General features: G+C 31.2%; 14 protein-coding genes and 1 pseudogene. 8 read left to right on the top strand and 7 right to left on the bottom strand.

The window, feature by feature from the left end:
• Positions 1 to 47 precede the first annotated feature (47 nt).
• Positions 48 to 216: pseudogene (locus AC1EUY_RS02175) on the top strand (transposase); the annotation flags it as partial.
• A 66-nt stretch (positions 217 to 282) separates the two neighbouring features.
• On the opposite strand, the gene AC1EUY_RS02170 reads toward AC1EUY_RS02175, so the two are convergent.
• Both AC1EUY_RS02170 and AC1EUY_RS02165 read right to left on the bottom strand, forming a co-directional pair.
• Positions 283 to 1,332, bottom strand: coding sequence for a nucleoid-associated protein (locus tag AC1EUY_RS02170; RefSeq protein WP_480193859.1), 1,050 nt, complete (start codon positions 1,330 to 1,332; stop codon positions 283 to 285).
• Positions 1,333 to 1,440: 108 nt separating this feature from the next.
• Positions 1,441 to 2,115, bottom strand: a complete 675-nt coding sequence (locus AC1EUY_RS02165; RefSeq protein ID WP_480193858.1) for a TapB family protein — start codon at positions 2,113 to 2,115, stop codon at positions 1,441 to 1,443.
• A 368-nt stretch (positions 2,116 to 2,483) separates the two neighbouring features.
• Between AC1EUY_RS02165 and AC1EUY_RS02160 the strand changes: the two genes are divergently transcribed.
• Complete coding sequence (locus tag AC1EUY_RS02160; protein WP_480193857.1) at positions 2,484 to 3,218, top strand: LytR/AlgR family response regulator transcription factor; 735 nt, start codon at positions 2,484 to 2,486, stop codon at positions 3,216 to 3,218.
• 9 nt (positions 3,219 to 3,227) lie between these two features.
• Entirely contained in the window at positions 3,228 to 5,150 is a 1,923-nt protein-coding gene (locus tag AC1EUY_RS02155; RefSeq protein WP_480193856.1) for a tetratricopeptide repeat-containing sensor histidine kinase, read from the top strand.
• 45 nt (positions 5,151 to 5,195) lie between these two features.
• Here AC1EUY_RS02155 and AC1EUY_RS02150 read toward each other — a convergent pair whose 3' ends face one another.
• Entirely contained in the window at positions 5,196 to 5,798 is a 603-nt protein-coding gene (locus AC1EUY_RS02150; RefSeq protein ID WP_480193855.1) for a ribonuclease HII, read from the bottom strand.
• A 100-nt stretch (positions 5,799 to 5,898) separates the two neighbouring features.
• Between AC1EUY_RS02150 and AC1EUY_RS02145 the strand changes: the two genes are divergently transcribed.
• Positions 5,899 to 7,866 (top strand): putative porin, encoded by a 1,968-nt coding sequence (locus AC1EUY_RS02145; protein WP_480193854.1) that lies wholly within the window; start codon positions 5,899 to 5,901, stop codon positions 7,864 to 7,866.
• On the opposite strand, the gene AC1EUY_RS02140 is transcribed toward AC1EUY_RS02145, so the two are convergent.
• Both AC1EUY_RS02140 and nhaC read right to left on the bottom strand, forming a co-directional pair.
• Positions 7,843 to 8,205: an FEKKY domain-containing protein gene (locus AC1EUY_RS02140; protein WP_480193853.1), complete on the bottom strand. Its 363-nt coding sequence runs from the start codon at positions 8,203 to 8,205 to the stop codon at positions 7,843 to 7,845. The genes AC1EUY_RS02145 and AC1EUY_RS02140 overlap by 24 nt on opposite strands.
• 60 nt (positions 8,206 to 8,265) lie before the next feature.
• Positions 8,266 to 9,738, bottom strand: a complete 1,473-nt coding sequence (nhaC, locus tag AC1EUY_RS02135) for a Na+/H+ antiporter NhaC (RefSeq protein ID WP_480193852.1) — start codon at positions 9,736 to 9,738, stop codon at positions 8,266 to 8,268.
• A 113-nt stretch (positions 9,739 to 9,851) separates the two neighbouring features.
• Between nhaC and AC1EUY_RS02130 the strand changes: the two genes are divergently transcribed.
• The 3 genes from AC1EUY_RS02130 (at position 9,852) to cmk (ending at position 12,239) form a co-directional block, all read left to right on the top strand.
• Positions 9,852 to 10,433 carry a DinB family protein gene (locus AC1EUY_RS02130; protein WP_480193851.1) on the top strand — a complete coding sequence of 194 codons (582 nt, stop codon included), beginning with the start codon at positions 9,852 to 9,854 and terminating at the stop codon, positions 10,431 to 10,433.
• A 70-nt stretch (positions 10,434 to 10,503) separates the two neighbouring features.
• A complete protein-coding gene (gene porQ, locus AC1EUY_RS02125; protein WP_480193850.1) occupies positions 10,504 to 11,535 on the top strand; it encodes a type IX secretion system protein PorQ in 1,032 nt (343 codons plus the stop codon).
• 2 nt (positions 11,536 to 11,537) lie between these two features.
• Positions 11,538 to 12,239 (top strand): (d)CMP kinase, encoded by a 702-nt coding sequence (gene cmk / locus AC1EUY_RS02120; RefSeq protein ID WP_480193849.1) that lies wholly within the window; start codon positions 11,538 to 11,540, stop codon positions 12,237 to 12,239.
• Positions 12,240 to 12,282: 43 nt separating this feature from the next.
• Here the strand turns inward: cmk and AC1EUY_RS02115 are convergent, their stop codons facing one another.
• Positions 12,283 to 12,759 (bottom strand): DUF6155 family protein, encoded by a 477-nt coding sequence (locus tag AC1EUY_RS02115; protein ID WP_480193848.1) that lies wholly within the window; start codon positions 12,757 to 12,759, stop codon positions 12,283 to 12,285.
• 225 nt (positions 12,760 to 12,984) lie between these two features.
• Between AC1EUY_RS02115 and dcm the strand changes: the two genes are divergently transcribed.
• A complete protein-coding gene (gene dcm / locus AC1EUY_RS02110) occupies positions 12,985 to 14,256 on the top strand; it encodes a DNA (cytosine-5-)-methyltransferase (RefSeq protein WP_480193847.1) in 1,272 nt (423 codons plus the stop codon).
• Here dcm and AC1EUY_RS02105 read toward each other — a convergent pair.
• Positions 14,202 to 14,912, bottom strand: coding sequence for a PmeII family type II restriction endonuclease (locus tag AC1EUY_RS02105; protein ID WP_480193846.1), 711 nt, complete (start codon positions 14,910 to 14,912; stop codon positions 14,202 to 14,204). The genes dcm and AC1EUY_RS02105 overlap by 55 nt on opposite strands.
• Between the last annotated feature and the right edge of the window lie 26 nt (positions 14,913 to 14,938).

The following is a 14,938-nucleotide window of genomic DNA, read 5'->3' as shown; positions in this document are numbered from 1 at the left end:
GACTTCTTATTTCACAAATTTGGTCTTCTATAACCGTAGGATAGAGCTTAAGAAAAAGAGCCATTGTTGAAACTATTTTCGATCAACTCAAAAACATATGTCAGGTCGAGTATACCAGACATCAAAATGTAACCTGTGACCAACTATTTTAACAATATCTTTTCTGCCTTAATAGCATACAACTTTAAAAATAATAAGCCTTCTTTAAAAACATAATCTTATAGGTACTAATGAGCTCTATTTACCTTTTAGTTATATCGAACTCAAGTTAATTATTAAACTTTAATCTTCTTCGTTATAATATACTTTGTAGTATTTCATTTTTTTAGCTTCATCGTAACCACGTTCTAGATATTCTTCAGCTGCATCTGGGGCATCTACATCTAACTTTATCTGAATATTAGTATCTAATTTGATTTCTGTTTTAAACTTCCGCTTTTCTTTCTTCAGCACTGCTTCGGAAACAGGAAACTGATTAAAAACGACTAAGTTTCTATCTTCTTGAAATCTACTTTTATAATCATCAAACCATCCTTTATGTTGCTCTTCATCAAAAACAGAGTCTCTAAAATCATGTACATTTACAAGCTCATTCTCCTTAAAAAAATCGACTGTTCTTGCTAAGAATTGACCCTGCATTTGATTCCCTAATTCTTCTTTTACAATTTCTTCAGAGAAATCTTTACACATCTCTAGATACACCTGTGTTTGACGATTGGTATCATTCGCATATTTTATATTTAAAAAGTTCTGAATCCAATATTGTGCATCATAATTATTATTATCAACAGATAAAACAGTATTACCGTCGTCATCAGAAGAATTTAAAATAAGACAACCTTTGTCTAATTTTTTGGTACTGATTCCTTTTTGCACAAATACATCAAAGCTCTTTTCTTCCATATAGGTTTGAAAAAAATCTACCTTATTCTCTATTTTGAAGATACCTAGCGCTTGCGTTGAGGCTTCTCTATATTCAATATCTTCAAATAAAGCAACGATTACATCTCCAGTTTTTATTTGAGCCGAATTCGATTGTTCATATAAATGGTTAACAATATTTTTTGAAACCTCAACAAAACGATTATGATCTTCAAATACTTGTTTAGAATAGCTGTTAAGCTCATTTAAATTGATGTCGGCATGATGATTAAAGCGATACGCTTCGGTAGTGGTAACAAATGGCTTCAATAAGAAAGGTACCATGTTGTTATAACTTTCTTCATCAAATGTAATTACATTTTCTGAAAAAATAGTAGTTGCTTCATTAAACTTATTACCAACTTTATGGATGATACATTTAGAGATTATAGCTTTATTTCGTTTGATCATTTTATCAAATTTTAAAGCTGCAAAGGTACTTTTATTGAAAAGATTATAACATAAAAAAACCGAGGAAAACTCCTCGGAAAACTAGATTGTTTATTTAGCATAAGGTTTTTAATCTATTTTAGAGAGGATTGAATAACTAATACGGTTTCCTTTCTTGTTATAATCTTCAGATTTTACGAGACCAACGCCTTCTGCTAACCATTGTTTTGATGTTCCTGTACGTTTCATTCCCATTTTAAATTCGGTAGTATGAGAAATTACCACACAATCAAAAGTACCAGCAGGTGTTGTAATAGTTTCTTTAGCTTCTACTTTACGATTCACCATGTTAATATCCATTTTCATTTTCATAGGTGCCATATTAATAACTGCATTCATATTTGCATCTGGTAGCATTTGACCAGTTTCGAGATTATTAGGTATATCTAGATTTGTGCCTGTCATATCTATTTCCATGTCTTTATATTGTTTCATAAAATCGCCATTCATTAACGATTTAAAATCAATAGAAATTCCATCATCTTTACAAAGTACTTCATATTCAGATGTAAATACTTCTTTATTCTTTTTATCATAAAAAGCAGCACTCATTATCGCAGCATTAGCCGTTACATTTTTAACCTGATATTTAGTAGTTCCGCTGAGTTTATCTTTTTTATCAAAAATTTGAATTTCAAAAGTTCGACCATCTGTTAGCGGATAATATTTACTGCAATTGGTTTGACTATAACCAATAAATGCAATAAAAAATAATAGCAAAAAATAAAAAAGACATTTTTTCATAGCATATTTTTAATTAAAGCTAAGGCTACAAAGATTATTATATCATTCCATAATAAAGTTAAAATAAAAGAAAACCCTCTGCTTTTAAAGGGGAGAGGGTTTGTAGTTCTTTTTCTTTCTCATAACAATACATAACTCTTTCACAGCAATTACATTTTCATAGCTTTCGTAATTGTTGAACAAATATCTATACAAACATCGGTTACACAAAGTAAGTTTGTATAAATGGTATGAAATATTGTATAATTTTCAACCGCTTAATATGAAATCATGATAAATGACCATTTATACTTAAATTAGTACAATGCATACATGATTCTATTAAAATTACCTTACAATAAGTTAAATTTGATATAAAGACTATTGAAATGCTAAAAGCAGTTATTATCGATGATGAACCCAAAGCCATACAAGGGCTTTCTTGGGAACTAAGCAATTTTAGTAAAGATATTGAAGTAATAGCAACATTTACAGAACCCGATAAAGCTTTTGATTATATAAACAATACTACTATTGATTGTCTTTTTTTGGATGTTGAAATGCCTACAATGGATGGTTTTCAATTTTTAGAAAAAATTAATAATAAAGATTTTGCCGTCGTAATTACCACAGCATATAACGAGTATGCAATTAAGGCTCTCAAAAAAGAGGCTATTGATTATTTACTAAAACCTATAGATTCTGATGATTTAAAAGAAACTATAGACAAAATAAAGAAATACAACTCACGTATCATTGATGCAGATAAATTTGAACGTATATTATTGAATTTTAATAATAAGCTAACGCATAAAAAAATCACTATTAATACTGATGGTAAATTAGTTTTTTTAGAACCCAATGATATTATCTATGCTGAGTCTGATGGTAATTATGCTACACTCTTCTTACAAAATGGTAAGAGTATATTACTCACAAAAAAACTAAAGGAGGTAGGTGAAATGCTACCTGATGATGGTTTTTTTAGAGTTCACAATTCGTACATTATAAATTTAAATAAGATAAAAGAATATTTAAAAACTGACGGATATGTTGTACTCGAAAATGGAAAAAATATTCCGGTATCTAGGCAGCGAAAATCAGATTTTTTAGGGAAGGTTTAAAAATATAAAATGAAAAAACTTCTTTGTTTCATATTGGTTATTATGTTTTTTCAAGGGTCTATTTATGCCCAAAAAAAGAAATATACGGTTGATGATAGCATTGATAGTATCTTAAAATTTAGACCCGCAACCTATAAAGAAATCAATGATATTATTCGATATTATAAAAGAGACACTACAAAGCTTAAACATATTATCAAAAGATTTGGAGAAGCTGACTATTTAGTAGGTAAAACATACGCATTAAATATTTTAGGTACTAGATATCGAAACTATTCAGAATATAATAAAGCTATAAAAATCCATCAAGAAGCACTCGAAGTTGCTGAAAAAGCTAAGAGTGTAGAATTTCGCGTTTTTAGCCTCAATATGTTAGGCGTAGATTATAGGAAATTAGATGCTAATAGAACGGCATTAGATTATAATCAAGAGGCTTTAGCATTAGCTGAAACAGTAGAAAATCCAGACTTAGGGTTACGTCGTAGCATTGCGGTATCTTATAATAGTATAGGTAACATATATATACTTTTAAGGCAATATGAACTTGGTATTGAGCAATTAAAAAAGTCGCAAGAAATAGAAAAAAGTATTAATAATACATATGGTCTAGCCATTAATTATCAAAATATAGGATCTGCTAAAGAAGCAATGGGTAAACTAGATGAAGCATTAGAACATTATGAAGAATCTTTGGCAATAAATAACCCTAGTAATACGCTTGGTCGGATTATTTGTAAAAGTAGTATCGCACGTATCTATATAAAACAAGACAAACCTAAAGAAGCACTCAAACTCATTGAAGAAAATATACCTGAAGCAGTAGAGCTCAATAATAAAAAATACTTATCAGCTGAATATATAAATAAAGGATGGGCGCTAACTAAAATAAAGAGATACGAAGAAGCTGAAAAAAATTTACAAAAAGGGTTAGCATTAGCTCAAAAATATAATGTTCCTTCAACTGCGGTTGAAGCGTACAAACACCTTTACGAATTAGCAGAAGCGCAAGGTGATTATAAAAACAGTTTTAAGTATTACAAATTTGCTGATGAAATTGATAGGGAACTTGTAAGCGATAGAAACATTCAATATGTAAACGATCTCATTATAAAATACGATAGTGAAAAGAAAAACAATCAAATTGAAGTGTTGGCGAAGCAAAATGAAATTGCACAGTTAAGCTTAAGGCGTAATAAAACTATTTGGCTTACCAGTCTCATATCATTATTTCTATTAGGGACAATTCTATATTTACTATACAGACAACGACTAAATAATAACGATAAACGTATTTTAACACTTGAGCAAGAGTTGTTGCGTATTCAAATGAATCCACATTTTATTTTTAATGCGCTCAATTCTATTAAACTGTACATTATCAATAACGAACAAAAAAACGCCGTACACTACCTCAATAAATTTTCAAAGCTGATTAGAAAAATTTTAGAAGCTTCTAAAGTTAAAGAAACTTCCTTAGCAGAAGAATTAGAAACCATGGATTTATATATGAGTATAGAAAATATACGCTTTTCTAATGAAATTCAACATGAAACAACAGTAGATCCATCTATAAACTTAGACACTATAAAAGTACCTCCTTTGCTATTACAACCTTTTTTAGAGAATGCAATCTGGCATGGGTTATCTTCAAAAAAAGGAACTAAGAAAGTTACCATTAATATTAGACAACCTAATAAGCAATTTATTGAAATTGAAATTGAAGATAATGGCATTGGTAGAAAAGAATCTGCTAAAATAAAGGCAAAAAAGGTAATCAATCGAAAATCTATAGGTATTAATTTAACCAAAGAGCGCTTAGAAAATTATGTGAAAGATTTTCAGAATAGTTTTTTACTCACCTATAAAGATTTGGTTGATAATGATGATAATGCTCTTGGCACCAAACTTATCTTACAACTACCATTATCTTAATTTGTCAGGAAAAACCCTGATTTTCAAAAGGAAAACTCCTGGTTTTTATTTAAAATCAAAAGCCAATTGCTCTGGGAGGAGTTTAAATGATTTTCTATGATGCTCAGTAATTCCGAATTCTCTAATAGCATTTCTATGCTGCTTCGTTGGATAGCCTTTGTTTTGTTTCCAATTATATTTCGGAAAATCATTATGAAGTTCTTGCATATATTGATCGCGGTACGTTTTGGCAAGAACAGAAGCTGCCGCTATACTTAAATATTTACCATCTCCCTTAATAATTGTTTTATGCGGAATTTCTTGATACTTTTTAAATTTATTACCATCAACAATAATAAATTCTGGTTTTATATTTAATGTATTAATAGAACGATGCATTGCTGTAATAGACGCATTTAAAATATTTACACTATCTACTTCTTCTTGATAAACAAAGTTCACCGCATACGCTAAAGCATTTTCTTCTATAAAAGGACGCAGTGTTATACGTTGCTTTTCAGTAAGTTGTTTTGAATCATTTAAATAAGGATGCTTAAAATTCTGTGGCAATATTACAGCCGCAGCCACTACAGGTCCAGCGAGACAACCCCTGCCAGCTTCATCGGTACCCGCTTCAAGAGTGAAACCTGAATAATTTTGTAGTAACATACTAATCAAAAATAGTACTAAATGTTAACACCACATTTATATTTTTGGCAAAACTTTTTGATTCAAATAATGTACCTTTGCGCCTATTAGTAATAAACCTATGCAAAAGATATTTTTCGTATTTCTTTTTTTGCTAACCTCAACCCTAATTTTTTCTCAGATAAGACCTATAGGTCAGAGAGATTCTGGTAATCTAACAAACTTTCAAGATTCTATTAAAAATCTGAAAGAACAAAAGATAAAACTCTCTGGTAAAACTACCTATAAGGATTACAAGATTATACACTATAAGTACGACACAACCTATGTAGATACCACCTTATCTATGCGAAAATATCATCGATTTAATTACATTAGAAAAGATGATTTTCAATTATTACCCTTTCATAATCAAGGACAAACCTTTAACTCTTTAGGATATGATTTTGAATCTATTTCTTTATATCCAAAAATGGGTGCTAGCGCAAAGCATTTTAACTTTTATGAAGTTGAAGACGTAAATTACTATCGCGTAGCAACACCAACTACCGAGCTTATGTTTCGTACCGGCCTTGAACAAGGACAGGTATTAGATGCCTTATTTACTTTTAACACTTCTAAAAGATTAAATTTTTCTATGGCTTATAAAGGATTACGCTCATTAGGAAAATATCGTACCGCCTTGAGTAGCCATGGTAACATGAGAATTACAGCTAACTATCGTACTAAAAATAATGCTTATAACATAAGAGGACACATAGTTGCTCAAGATCTTACCAACGAAGAAAATGGTGGATTAACAAATGAATCTATTGTTAGTTTTGAAGCTGACGATGAAAATTTTGATGACCGTGCACGTTTAGCCACAAATTTTAATGATGCAGATAATGTATTACGTGGTAATCGCTATTTTCTAGAACATGATTATAAGATATGGCAACGTAAAGATTCTTTAAATAACACGAAATCTTATTTAAAAGTAGGTAACATTGTCAATTACGAACGTAAGCATTATGATTTTAGACAAGGCATGGCATTCACATCAGGATTTGGTGATTCGTTTAACACTGTTATTGATGATAAGTTACGTAATACTACTTTGAATACGCAGGCATATTTAGCTTTAAAAGCTCCTATTGTTTTAGGCGAGATAAAATTTAAAGCTAATTATTATGATTATAATCATGGCTATACAAGTGTTACCAGAGTAAATAATCAAGATATTCCTGCTGAGCTTAATGGAAATACAATAGCTATTGGTGGTGAATGGAAAACTAAGTTAAAGAAATTTAATATCGATGCCGAAGTTTCAACTATTGTAAGTGGTGATCTAACAGGTAATAATTTTAGAGCTACCGCAAGCTACGATCAAGATAGTTTATTCTCATTTAAAGCCACTTTACTAAATAATAATAGAGCACCTAACTTTAACTTTTTATTAAATCAAAGTACTTATTTAGCCTATAATTGGCAAGAAAATTTTAGAAATGAAATTACGAGGAGTTTATTATTTGATCTACAATCTAACACATTGTTAAATGCAAGTGCACAAATAACACAACTCGATAACTACACCTATTTTGGTGAAGCAATTGGTGATGGGCAAACATCGCCACAACAGACCACAGAGACCATTAACTATTTAAAAATTAAAGTTTCTAAAGACCTAAAAATTGGTAAGTTTGGTTTTGATAATACTATTATGTATCAAAAAGTTACCAATGGCTCTGCTATCTTTAGAGTTCCAGAATTTGTAACTAGAAATAGTTTGTACTTCACTGATCATTTATTTAAAGGAGATCCTCTTTATTTACAAACTGGTGTTACTTTTAAATATTTTACTAAATATTTTGCCAATGCTTATAATCCTATTTTGTCAGAATTTCACTTACAAAATAATCAAGAAATTGGAGGATATCCAGTATTTGACTTTTTTATAAATGCCCAAATACAACGTACGAGGCTTTTCTTTAAGATAGAACATTTTAATTCTAATATAGATAGTACCAACGATTATTACGTTGCACCTACATATCCATACCGAGATTTTGTAATACGTTTTGGGTTAGTCTGGAATTTCTTTATTTAACTTAACACCAAGTGGTTTAGCAGGCAGGTCTTTTATCCAAATACTACCATACTTTTGGGTTAAATATCTAGCCACCTTTTGGTTGTTTTCGGTTGCTTTTTTAAAAGATAAAGGATCAATAACACAATTTTCTTTTATAAATCCAACGCCATATTTCTCTTTAAAAGTTATAAACTCAGGCGGTATCGAATTATCTATTGCATGTATAACAAAATTTAAATCTGTATCAAGATCTTCGCAGATTAAATTACCATAAGTTACATTGGGTTTTATAATTTCTTTTGCGTGAGAGGTATAGGCTAAAAAGACAAATACAACACATAGTAATACTCTTTTCATAGTAGTAGATATAGGTTGAATACCTTAAAGACGACTAATCGATGAGAGAGTTGCAAATTTTTATTGAAGTTTCCCTGTAAGTTGCCTTATCTTAATATTGAAGCCAGCAAAAATTAGAGTCATGAATGGGCTTAAATAATTAAACATTGCATAAACGAAATATTCTCCCACACTTACTCCTAAAACATTAGATTGATAGGCTCCACAAGTATTCCAAGGAATTAGTACAGAAGTTACTGTACCTGTATCTTCTAAAGTTCTACTTAAATTTTCGGGGGCAAGTCCTTTATCTTCATAAGCTTTCTTAAACATTTTTCCAGGTATAACAATTGCCAAGTATTGATCTGAAGCTATAGCATTTAAACCTAAGCAACTAACAAAAGTGCTAAAAAACAAACCAAAAACAGAAGTTGCTAAACTAAGCAGAGATTTCGTGATTCTGGCTAAAGCTCCAATAGCATCCATAATACCACCAAATACCATAGCACAAATAATTAAAAATATTGTCCACAGCATTCCTTTCATGCCTCCAGATGAAAACAATTCATTCAATTTCTCATTATCAGTTGCTATTTGAGTATCTACAAAAACAGAATTAATGATCGATTTTAAATTTGAAGAGGATAAAGTTTCAAGAATACTTGTTTGAAAAATAATAGCAAAAATAGCTGCTAATATTATGCCAGTACCTAATGCTAACAAAGGTTTTATTTTTAATAGTATTAAGCCTATAACCACTAAAGGAACAACAAATAGCCAAGGGGTTATGTTAAAAGTATTATCGATAGAAGTTAATAGATTACTAATATCAGCATTTCCGCTAGTTTCTATGTTCATACTAATAATACTAAATACAATTAATGTGATTAAGATAGTAGGAATTGTTGTGAAAGTCATGTACTTGATATGAGTAAATAGATCAGTACCTGCCATTGCTGGCGCTAAATTAGTAGTATCACTTAATGGAGACATCTTGTCTCCAAAATATGCTCCCGATATTACGGCTCCAGCTATCATGCCTGGTGATATTCCTAGAGCACTACCAATACCAACTAGTGCTATACCAACCGTTGCCGAAGTGGTCCAAGAACTTCCAGTAGCAATAGAAATTACAGCTGCAATTATAACCGAAGCAGGTAAAAATATAGATGGATTTAATACTTGCAATCCATAGTAAACCATGGCAGGAATAACACCACTGACCAACCATGTTCCAGCCAATGCACCTACCAAAAAAAGTATCATTATAGGTATAAATACGCTCTTCCAATTTTCCCATACTTCTCTTAACATTATTTTCAAAGAGACTTTATTCCAAAAACCGACTAAAGCAGCAACTAGACCACCTATTAATAAAATATATTGATTTGAATAATCACCTAACCAAGCTCCATCTGCAAAAAAAATATTGTACGCTAATAAACTCATTAAGATAAAAACAGGGATTAAAGCTTCCCAAATGTTTAATTCTTTATTCTCAATAATCTTTTGATTGTCTATTTTTATTTCAGAAATAGTATTTTCTTCGTTCATGTATATTCTTTTAATAGGGTAATGATACAAAGAAATATAGTTTTATGCAATGCAATAGAACAATACCCTAGTTTAAAAATTAGTAAATTAGAGGGCAATTTAAATTTCTCATCATGAAAAAACTAACAGACTTATTACTTATTACGGTTATTGCAATCGGAACCTTTGCATTCGTAAAAAAGAATGATACTCCTGTAAAATCAGACACATCAGTAGATGAATTTCTAACTTTTTTAGAAGAAACCAAATCTTATACTATTGAATTAGCTGAAGCTATGCCAGCCGACAAATATACATTTAGACCCCATGATTCTATTCGGAGTTTTGGAGAACAACTAGCACATGTAGGTATGTCATCAAAATTCTTATTAGATATATTTGTAAAAGGCGGAGACATGCCAAGTCAAGAAGATTTTGCCAAGGCCGCAAAAATGGAAAAAGAAATGGGTAGAGATAAAGAAAAAGTGATCGCTACTATTACTACTACCTTTAAAGACATTAAAGATACCTACAAAGGCATGTCAGATGAGCAAATGAAAGAAAAATTTAAAGTTCCTTTTGACCCAAAACAACCAGAATTTTCTAAAAAAAGAGCTTTTAATTTTATTAAAGATCATATGATTCATCACAGAGGGCAAGCGCTTGTCGCATTACGTATGCAAGGTATTAAGGCACCAAGGTATAGATTGTACTAAAAAAGGAAAAGAAAATTTAGGCCTAAATAATTACGTTATCATTAATATTTCTATTTTCTTTGTGTGTTGTATGAAGATAGTATTAATTTTTGTAATGCTTATTGGTTTTTCAGGTTACGCTCAAGTTGGAGGGGAGCGCGTATTCAATTTTTTAAACATAACCACTTCAGCTAGGCAAGCTGCCTTGGGAGGAGAAGCATTAACCTTACGCAATGATGTGAATCAACCTTTATGGAATCCGTCTATCATTACCAATGATATTGATAATCAGGCATCCTTGAATTATATGGATTTTTTAGCAGACGTAAATTATGGCTCTGCTACCTTTGCCCATGTCTTTACCAGACGCGTAGGCACTTTTCATGCAGGAATTACTTTTGTAAATTATGGCGAGTTTATTGGTGCCGATGAAAATGGAGTAGAAACAGGCACTTTTAAAGCAAGAGATTTAGCATTTCAAGTAGGCTATGCGTACGATTTACCTATTGCCAACTTTTCTGTAGGTGCAAATCTTAAATATATAAGCGCTACGATAGAAAATTTTAGCTCTAGTGGTATCGCTGCCGATTTTGCTGTTTCATACTATAGCGAATTCAAACCTTATATGTTTACAGCTGTTGTTAGAAATGTAGGATATCAGCTATCTGCTTTTGATGAAATACGAGAAAAATTACCTTTAGAAGTAGCAATAGGAGCTTCGTATAAATTAGAGAATATTCCATTGCGTTGGCATATTACCTTAAATAATTTACAGCGTTGGAAAATTGCTGTGCCTAATCCTTCAGACGGGCAAACTAGCATTGATGGCGAAACCTCTGAAGAAGATATTACTTTTTTAGGAAATGCTGTACGTCATATAGCTTTTGGTGCTGAGTTTTTTCCTGAGAAAGGATTTAACTTACGATTGGGTTATAATTTTAGAAGAGGTAGAGAGTTGCGGTTGACAGAGCGTAGAACATTTGCAGGATTCACAGCTGGCTTCGGATTAAAAATGGGTAGATTTAAATTGCACTATGCCTTTAGTAAATTTCATCCGGCATCGAATACAAATACATTTTCATTAACTATTGATTTGGCTAGAACAGGTTTTAAACGTCATTAATTTTGAGTACAAAACGAAAAATAATAATTGCTATTGATGGATATTCATCTACGGGAAAAAGTACGATTGCAAAACATTTAGCAAAAGAGTTAAACTACATATATGTTGATACGGGTGCTATGTACCGTGCTGTTACCTATTATGCTATGCGACATGATTTTATTGGGTCAGATTTTTTTAAGAGAGAAGCGCTTATAGCAAAATTAAAAGAGATACAACTAGAATTTCGCTACAATGATAATCTACGATTTTCTGAAATGTATTTAAATGGAGAAAATGTAGAAACAGCCATACGTACCATTGAAGTGTCTAAATTGGTTAGTAAAGTATCTGAAATCTCTGAGGTTCGTAAGAAACTTGTAGAGCAACAGCAATATATGGGAAAAGATAAAGGTTTGGTGATGGATGGGAGAGATATTGGTACAGTGGTATTTCCAGATGCTGAGCTAAAACTATTTATGACTGCCTCACCAGAAAAAAGAGCGACACGCCGCTATAAAGAATTGCTCGACAAAGGGCATAAGGTTTCGTATGAAGAAGTGTTAGAGAATGTACAAACCAGAGATCGTATCGATTCGACTCGTAAAGATTCGCCACTTGCAAAAGCGAAGGATGCTATTGAGTTTGATAATAACGATATGGATTTACAAGAACAGTTTGAGAGGGTTTATAGCTTAGCGATGATGCGAATTGAGGGTAATTAATTTTACAATTTCGCTTATCGGTTCTGGCTATGATTAGTACGTACTAATATGCAAGTTCTAATCCGAATTCACTTGCTTTATTTATAATTCCGATTATACGGTCTTGATATTTTTCGTCTACACCCAATTCATGAATTCCGTTCGTAGCATTGTAAAACATTTTTTCCAATGCTACATAATAATCTTCGTCCCAATATCCAAAATCTTCAATGACCTCCAAGCAACAGGCAACATAATGTAATTCCAATTCCACATTAAGTTCTGTTATTTTCATTTTACGGACGGTCCGTATTATTTTTCTAGCCTCGGTTTCACGCAACTGCATATGCCGTCCACTTGGATAAACATATCTTTCGATTTCTTTTTTATATTTCTCTACAAGTTGCTTGATTTCTCCAGTTGCAAAAACGTCCAAATAGGTTTTTACGGCTGGTATTTTTTTGTACATCTCAGAAACCAACTTAATGATTTCAGTTTTGTCCATTCCGTTTAATTCTTTCTTTACTTCTCTGAAGGCCATTGCGACTATATTTTTTTCAATTTTTATTTGGTTTTTAACACATTACCTATGAAAAGTAGCGAATTTTAAAATCACTATCCTCCAGAATTATAATTTACCTTAAATTTATAAAATTCATTTCGGTTAAGGAATCAAGTCGCTATTTTTTATAGTATTGTTGGTATACGTTTTTTTTTATTTCATTTTTTATTTTAAATTTGTAACCATTGTATAAGGTTATGTAATATGGTTACAAAAGATTATTATTCGCTTTCGGAAGCGGCAGAAGTGTTAGGTAAGAGCAAAGAGACTTTACGTAGATGGGACAGAGATGGAAAGTTAGATGCACTTCGTGAACCAGTTAGTAATTATAGAGTTTATCGCAAAGAAGACATTAATTCTTTAATTGAGCCTTTATTATCCGAAATAGATAACAATATAGACAATACTGAAATCCCTCATAAAGATTATAGTGTTCTAGAATTATTTGCAGGTGCTGGTGGTTTAGCAATTGGTTTAGAACAATCAGGAATTAAATGTATGGCTTTGAATGAAATAGATAAATGGGCTTGTAAAACATTAAGAGAAAATCGACCTGAATGGAATGTTTTAGAAGGTGATGTAAAAAATTTCAGTTTTGCTAAATACAAAAATGAAGTTGAAATTGTAACAGGTGGTTTTCCTTGTCAGGCTTTTAGTTATGCAGGAAAAAAATTAGGACTAGAAGATGTAAGAGGAACTTTATTTTATGAATTTGCGCGTGTAGTAAAAGAAGTTAATCCATTAATTTGTGTTGGCGAAAATGTGAAAGGTTTACTCTCCCACGATAAGGGAAAGACGCTACAAGGAATGATTTCTATTTTGAATGAGATTGGATATAATGTTGTCCCAGTTCAAGTATTAAAAGCTATTAATTATAATGTTCCTCAAAAAAGAGAAAGATTAATTTTAGTTGGAATAAGAAAAGATATTGATGTTGAATATGAATATCCAACACCATATAATGTCATTTATAATTTGTCTGATGCTCTTAAAAAAGGTGATTTATATGATACAGATGTACCTAAATCAGAAGGCTCTAAATACCCTGAATATAAAAAGCTGATTTTAGATTTAGTTCCTCCAAAAGGATATTGGAGAGATTTGCCTCTCCACATTCAAAAAGAATATATGGGTAAGAGCTTTTATCTAGGCGGAGGAAAAACTGGTATGGCAAGAAGGATAGGTTGGGATGAACCTAGTTTGACATTAACTTGTAGTCCGGCACAAAAGCAAACAGAAAGATGTCATCCAGATGAGACACGCCCCTTTACCGTCAGAGAATATGCTAGAATTCAGACATTTCCCGATGAATGGAAATTTGCAGGTTCAATTTCGCAACAATATAAGCAAATTGGAAATGCAGTACCTTGTAATTTAGGAAAGGAACTTGGTTATTCTATTATTAAATTTCTAAATGAAGTTTATTCAAAATCAAATAAATCCGAATCCTCTATTTCTTTGGCTAAAGCGATATAACCTTTTTTGAAAAATTCTTCTGTGTCCAAGTTTAATATCATTTGGTCAAGATTGGAAACCAGCTTATTGTAGAAGTTTTCATACCCTGTAAGCCTGTGCCAAAACTCTTTACCAATTATTACAGGAAACTGCTTGTCAATTTTTTGGTAATGCTGACTTAATTGGTCTTCTTCGCCATAAAGAACACCTAGAATCAAATCAGAATTATTTAAATTCATTGAATTTGTCCTTGCTAAATTGGTAACAATTGTAAATTTTTTCAAAAGTGGATTTACATCTTCTGAATTTATTGTGTTAGGACCTGATTTAAGTTGACACCATTTTTTTCTATTGTCAATTTTGTCTGTAAATTCAATATCCATTCCTTTTATTAATGAACCTTGGGCAAGACCAAGTTCAACAAACATATTTTGAATTCGAGCCCCAAATGATGTGTTTATAGAAGTTCCTAAAATCCTGGGATAGTAAAGAGCTTTTGCAATACCTATTGGAGTGAAGTCATTCTCAAGTATTTTAGATAAATACTTAACGATAATTGGATTGATTTTATATGATTTAAGTTTAGAATGAGTTTTTAAAGAGTTTATTTTATGATTTTCGAAAATTTTATCTTTAAAATATTCTGTAATTATTTCTAAAAGTTCATTTTCAGTCATATTCAAATATAAACTTTTATTTTCTT

It is taken from the genome of Maritimimonas sp. 2210JD6-3 (assembly GCF_056591795.1).
The sequence above is the reverse complement of the archived record's forward strand: the minus strand, read 5'-3'. Positions and strand labels throughout refer to the sequence as shown.

What these genes read in the sequence shown, in the direction of transcription:
- AC1EUY_RS02150 (WP_480193855.1), bottom strand. Translation starts at nt 5,798, where the DNA reads ATGTTACTACAAAATTATTCAGGTTTCACTCTTGAAGCGGGTACCGAT.
- nhaC (WP_480193852.1), bottom strand. Translation starts at nt 9,738, where the DNA reads ATGAACGAAGAAAATACTATTTCTGAAATAAAAATAGACAATCAAAAG.
- AC1EUY_RS02105 (WP_480193846.1), bottom strand. Translation starts at nt 14,912, where the DNA reads ATGACTGAAAATGAACTTTTAGAAATAATTACAGAATATTTTAAAGAT.
- dcm (WP_480193847.1), top strand. Translation starts at nt 12,985, where the DNA reads ATGGTTACAAAAGATTATTATTCGCTTTCGGAAGCGGCAGAAGTGTTA.
- AC1EUY_RS02130 (WP_480193851.1), top strand. Translation starts at nt 9,852, where the DNA reads ATGAAAAAACTAACAGACTTATTACTTATTACGGTTATTGCAATCGGA.
- AC1EUY_RS02155 (WP_480193856.1), top strand. Translation starts at nt 3,228, where the DNA reads ATGAAAAAACTTCTTTGTTTCATATTGGTTATTATGTTTTTTCAAGGG.
- AC1EUY_RS02170 (WP_480193859.1), bottom strand. Translation starts at nt 1,332, where the DNA reads ATGATCAAACGAAATAAAGCTATAATCTCTAAATGTATCATCCATAAA.
- AC1EUY_RS02165 (WP_480193858.1), bottom strand. Translation starts at nt 2,115, where the DNA reads ATGAAAAAATGTCTTTTTTATTTTTTGCTATTATTTTTTATTGCATTT.
- AC1EUY_RS02115 (WP_480193848.1), bottom strand. Translation starts at nt 12,759, where the DNA reads ATGGCCTTCAGAGAAGTAAAGAAAGAATTAAACGGAATGGACAAAACT.
- AC1EUY_RS02140 (WP_480193853.1), bottom strand. Translation starts at nt 8,205, where the DNA reads ATGAAAAGAGTATTACTATGTGTTGTATTTGTCTTTTTAGCCTATACC.
- porQ (WP_480193850.1), top strand. Translation starts at nt 10,504, where the DNA reads ATGAAGATAGTATTAATTTTTGTAATGCTTATTGGTTTTTCAGGTTAC.
- AC1EUY_RS02160 (WP_480193857.1), top strand. Translation starts at nt 2,484, where the DNA reads ATGCTAAAAGCAGTTATTATCGATGATGAACCCAAAGCCATACAAGGG.
- AC1EUY_RS02145 (WP_480193854.1), top strand. Translation starts at nt 5,899, where the DNA reads ATGCAAAAGATATTTTTCGTATTTCTTTTTTTGCTAACCTCAACCCTA.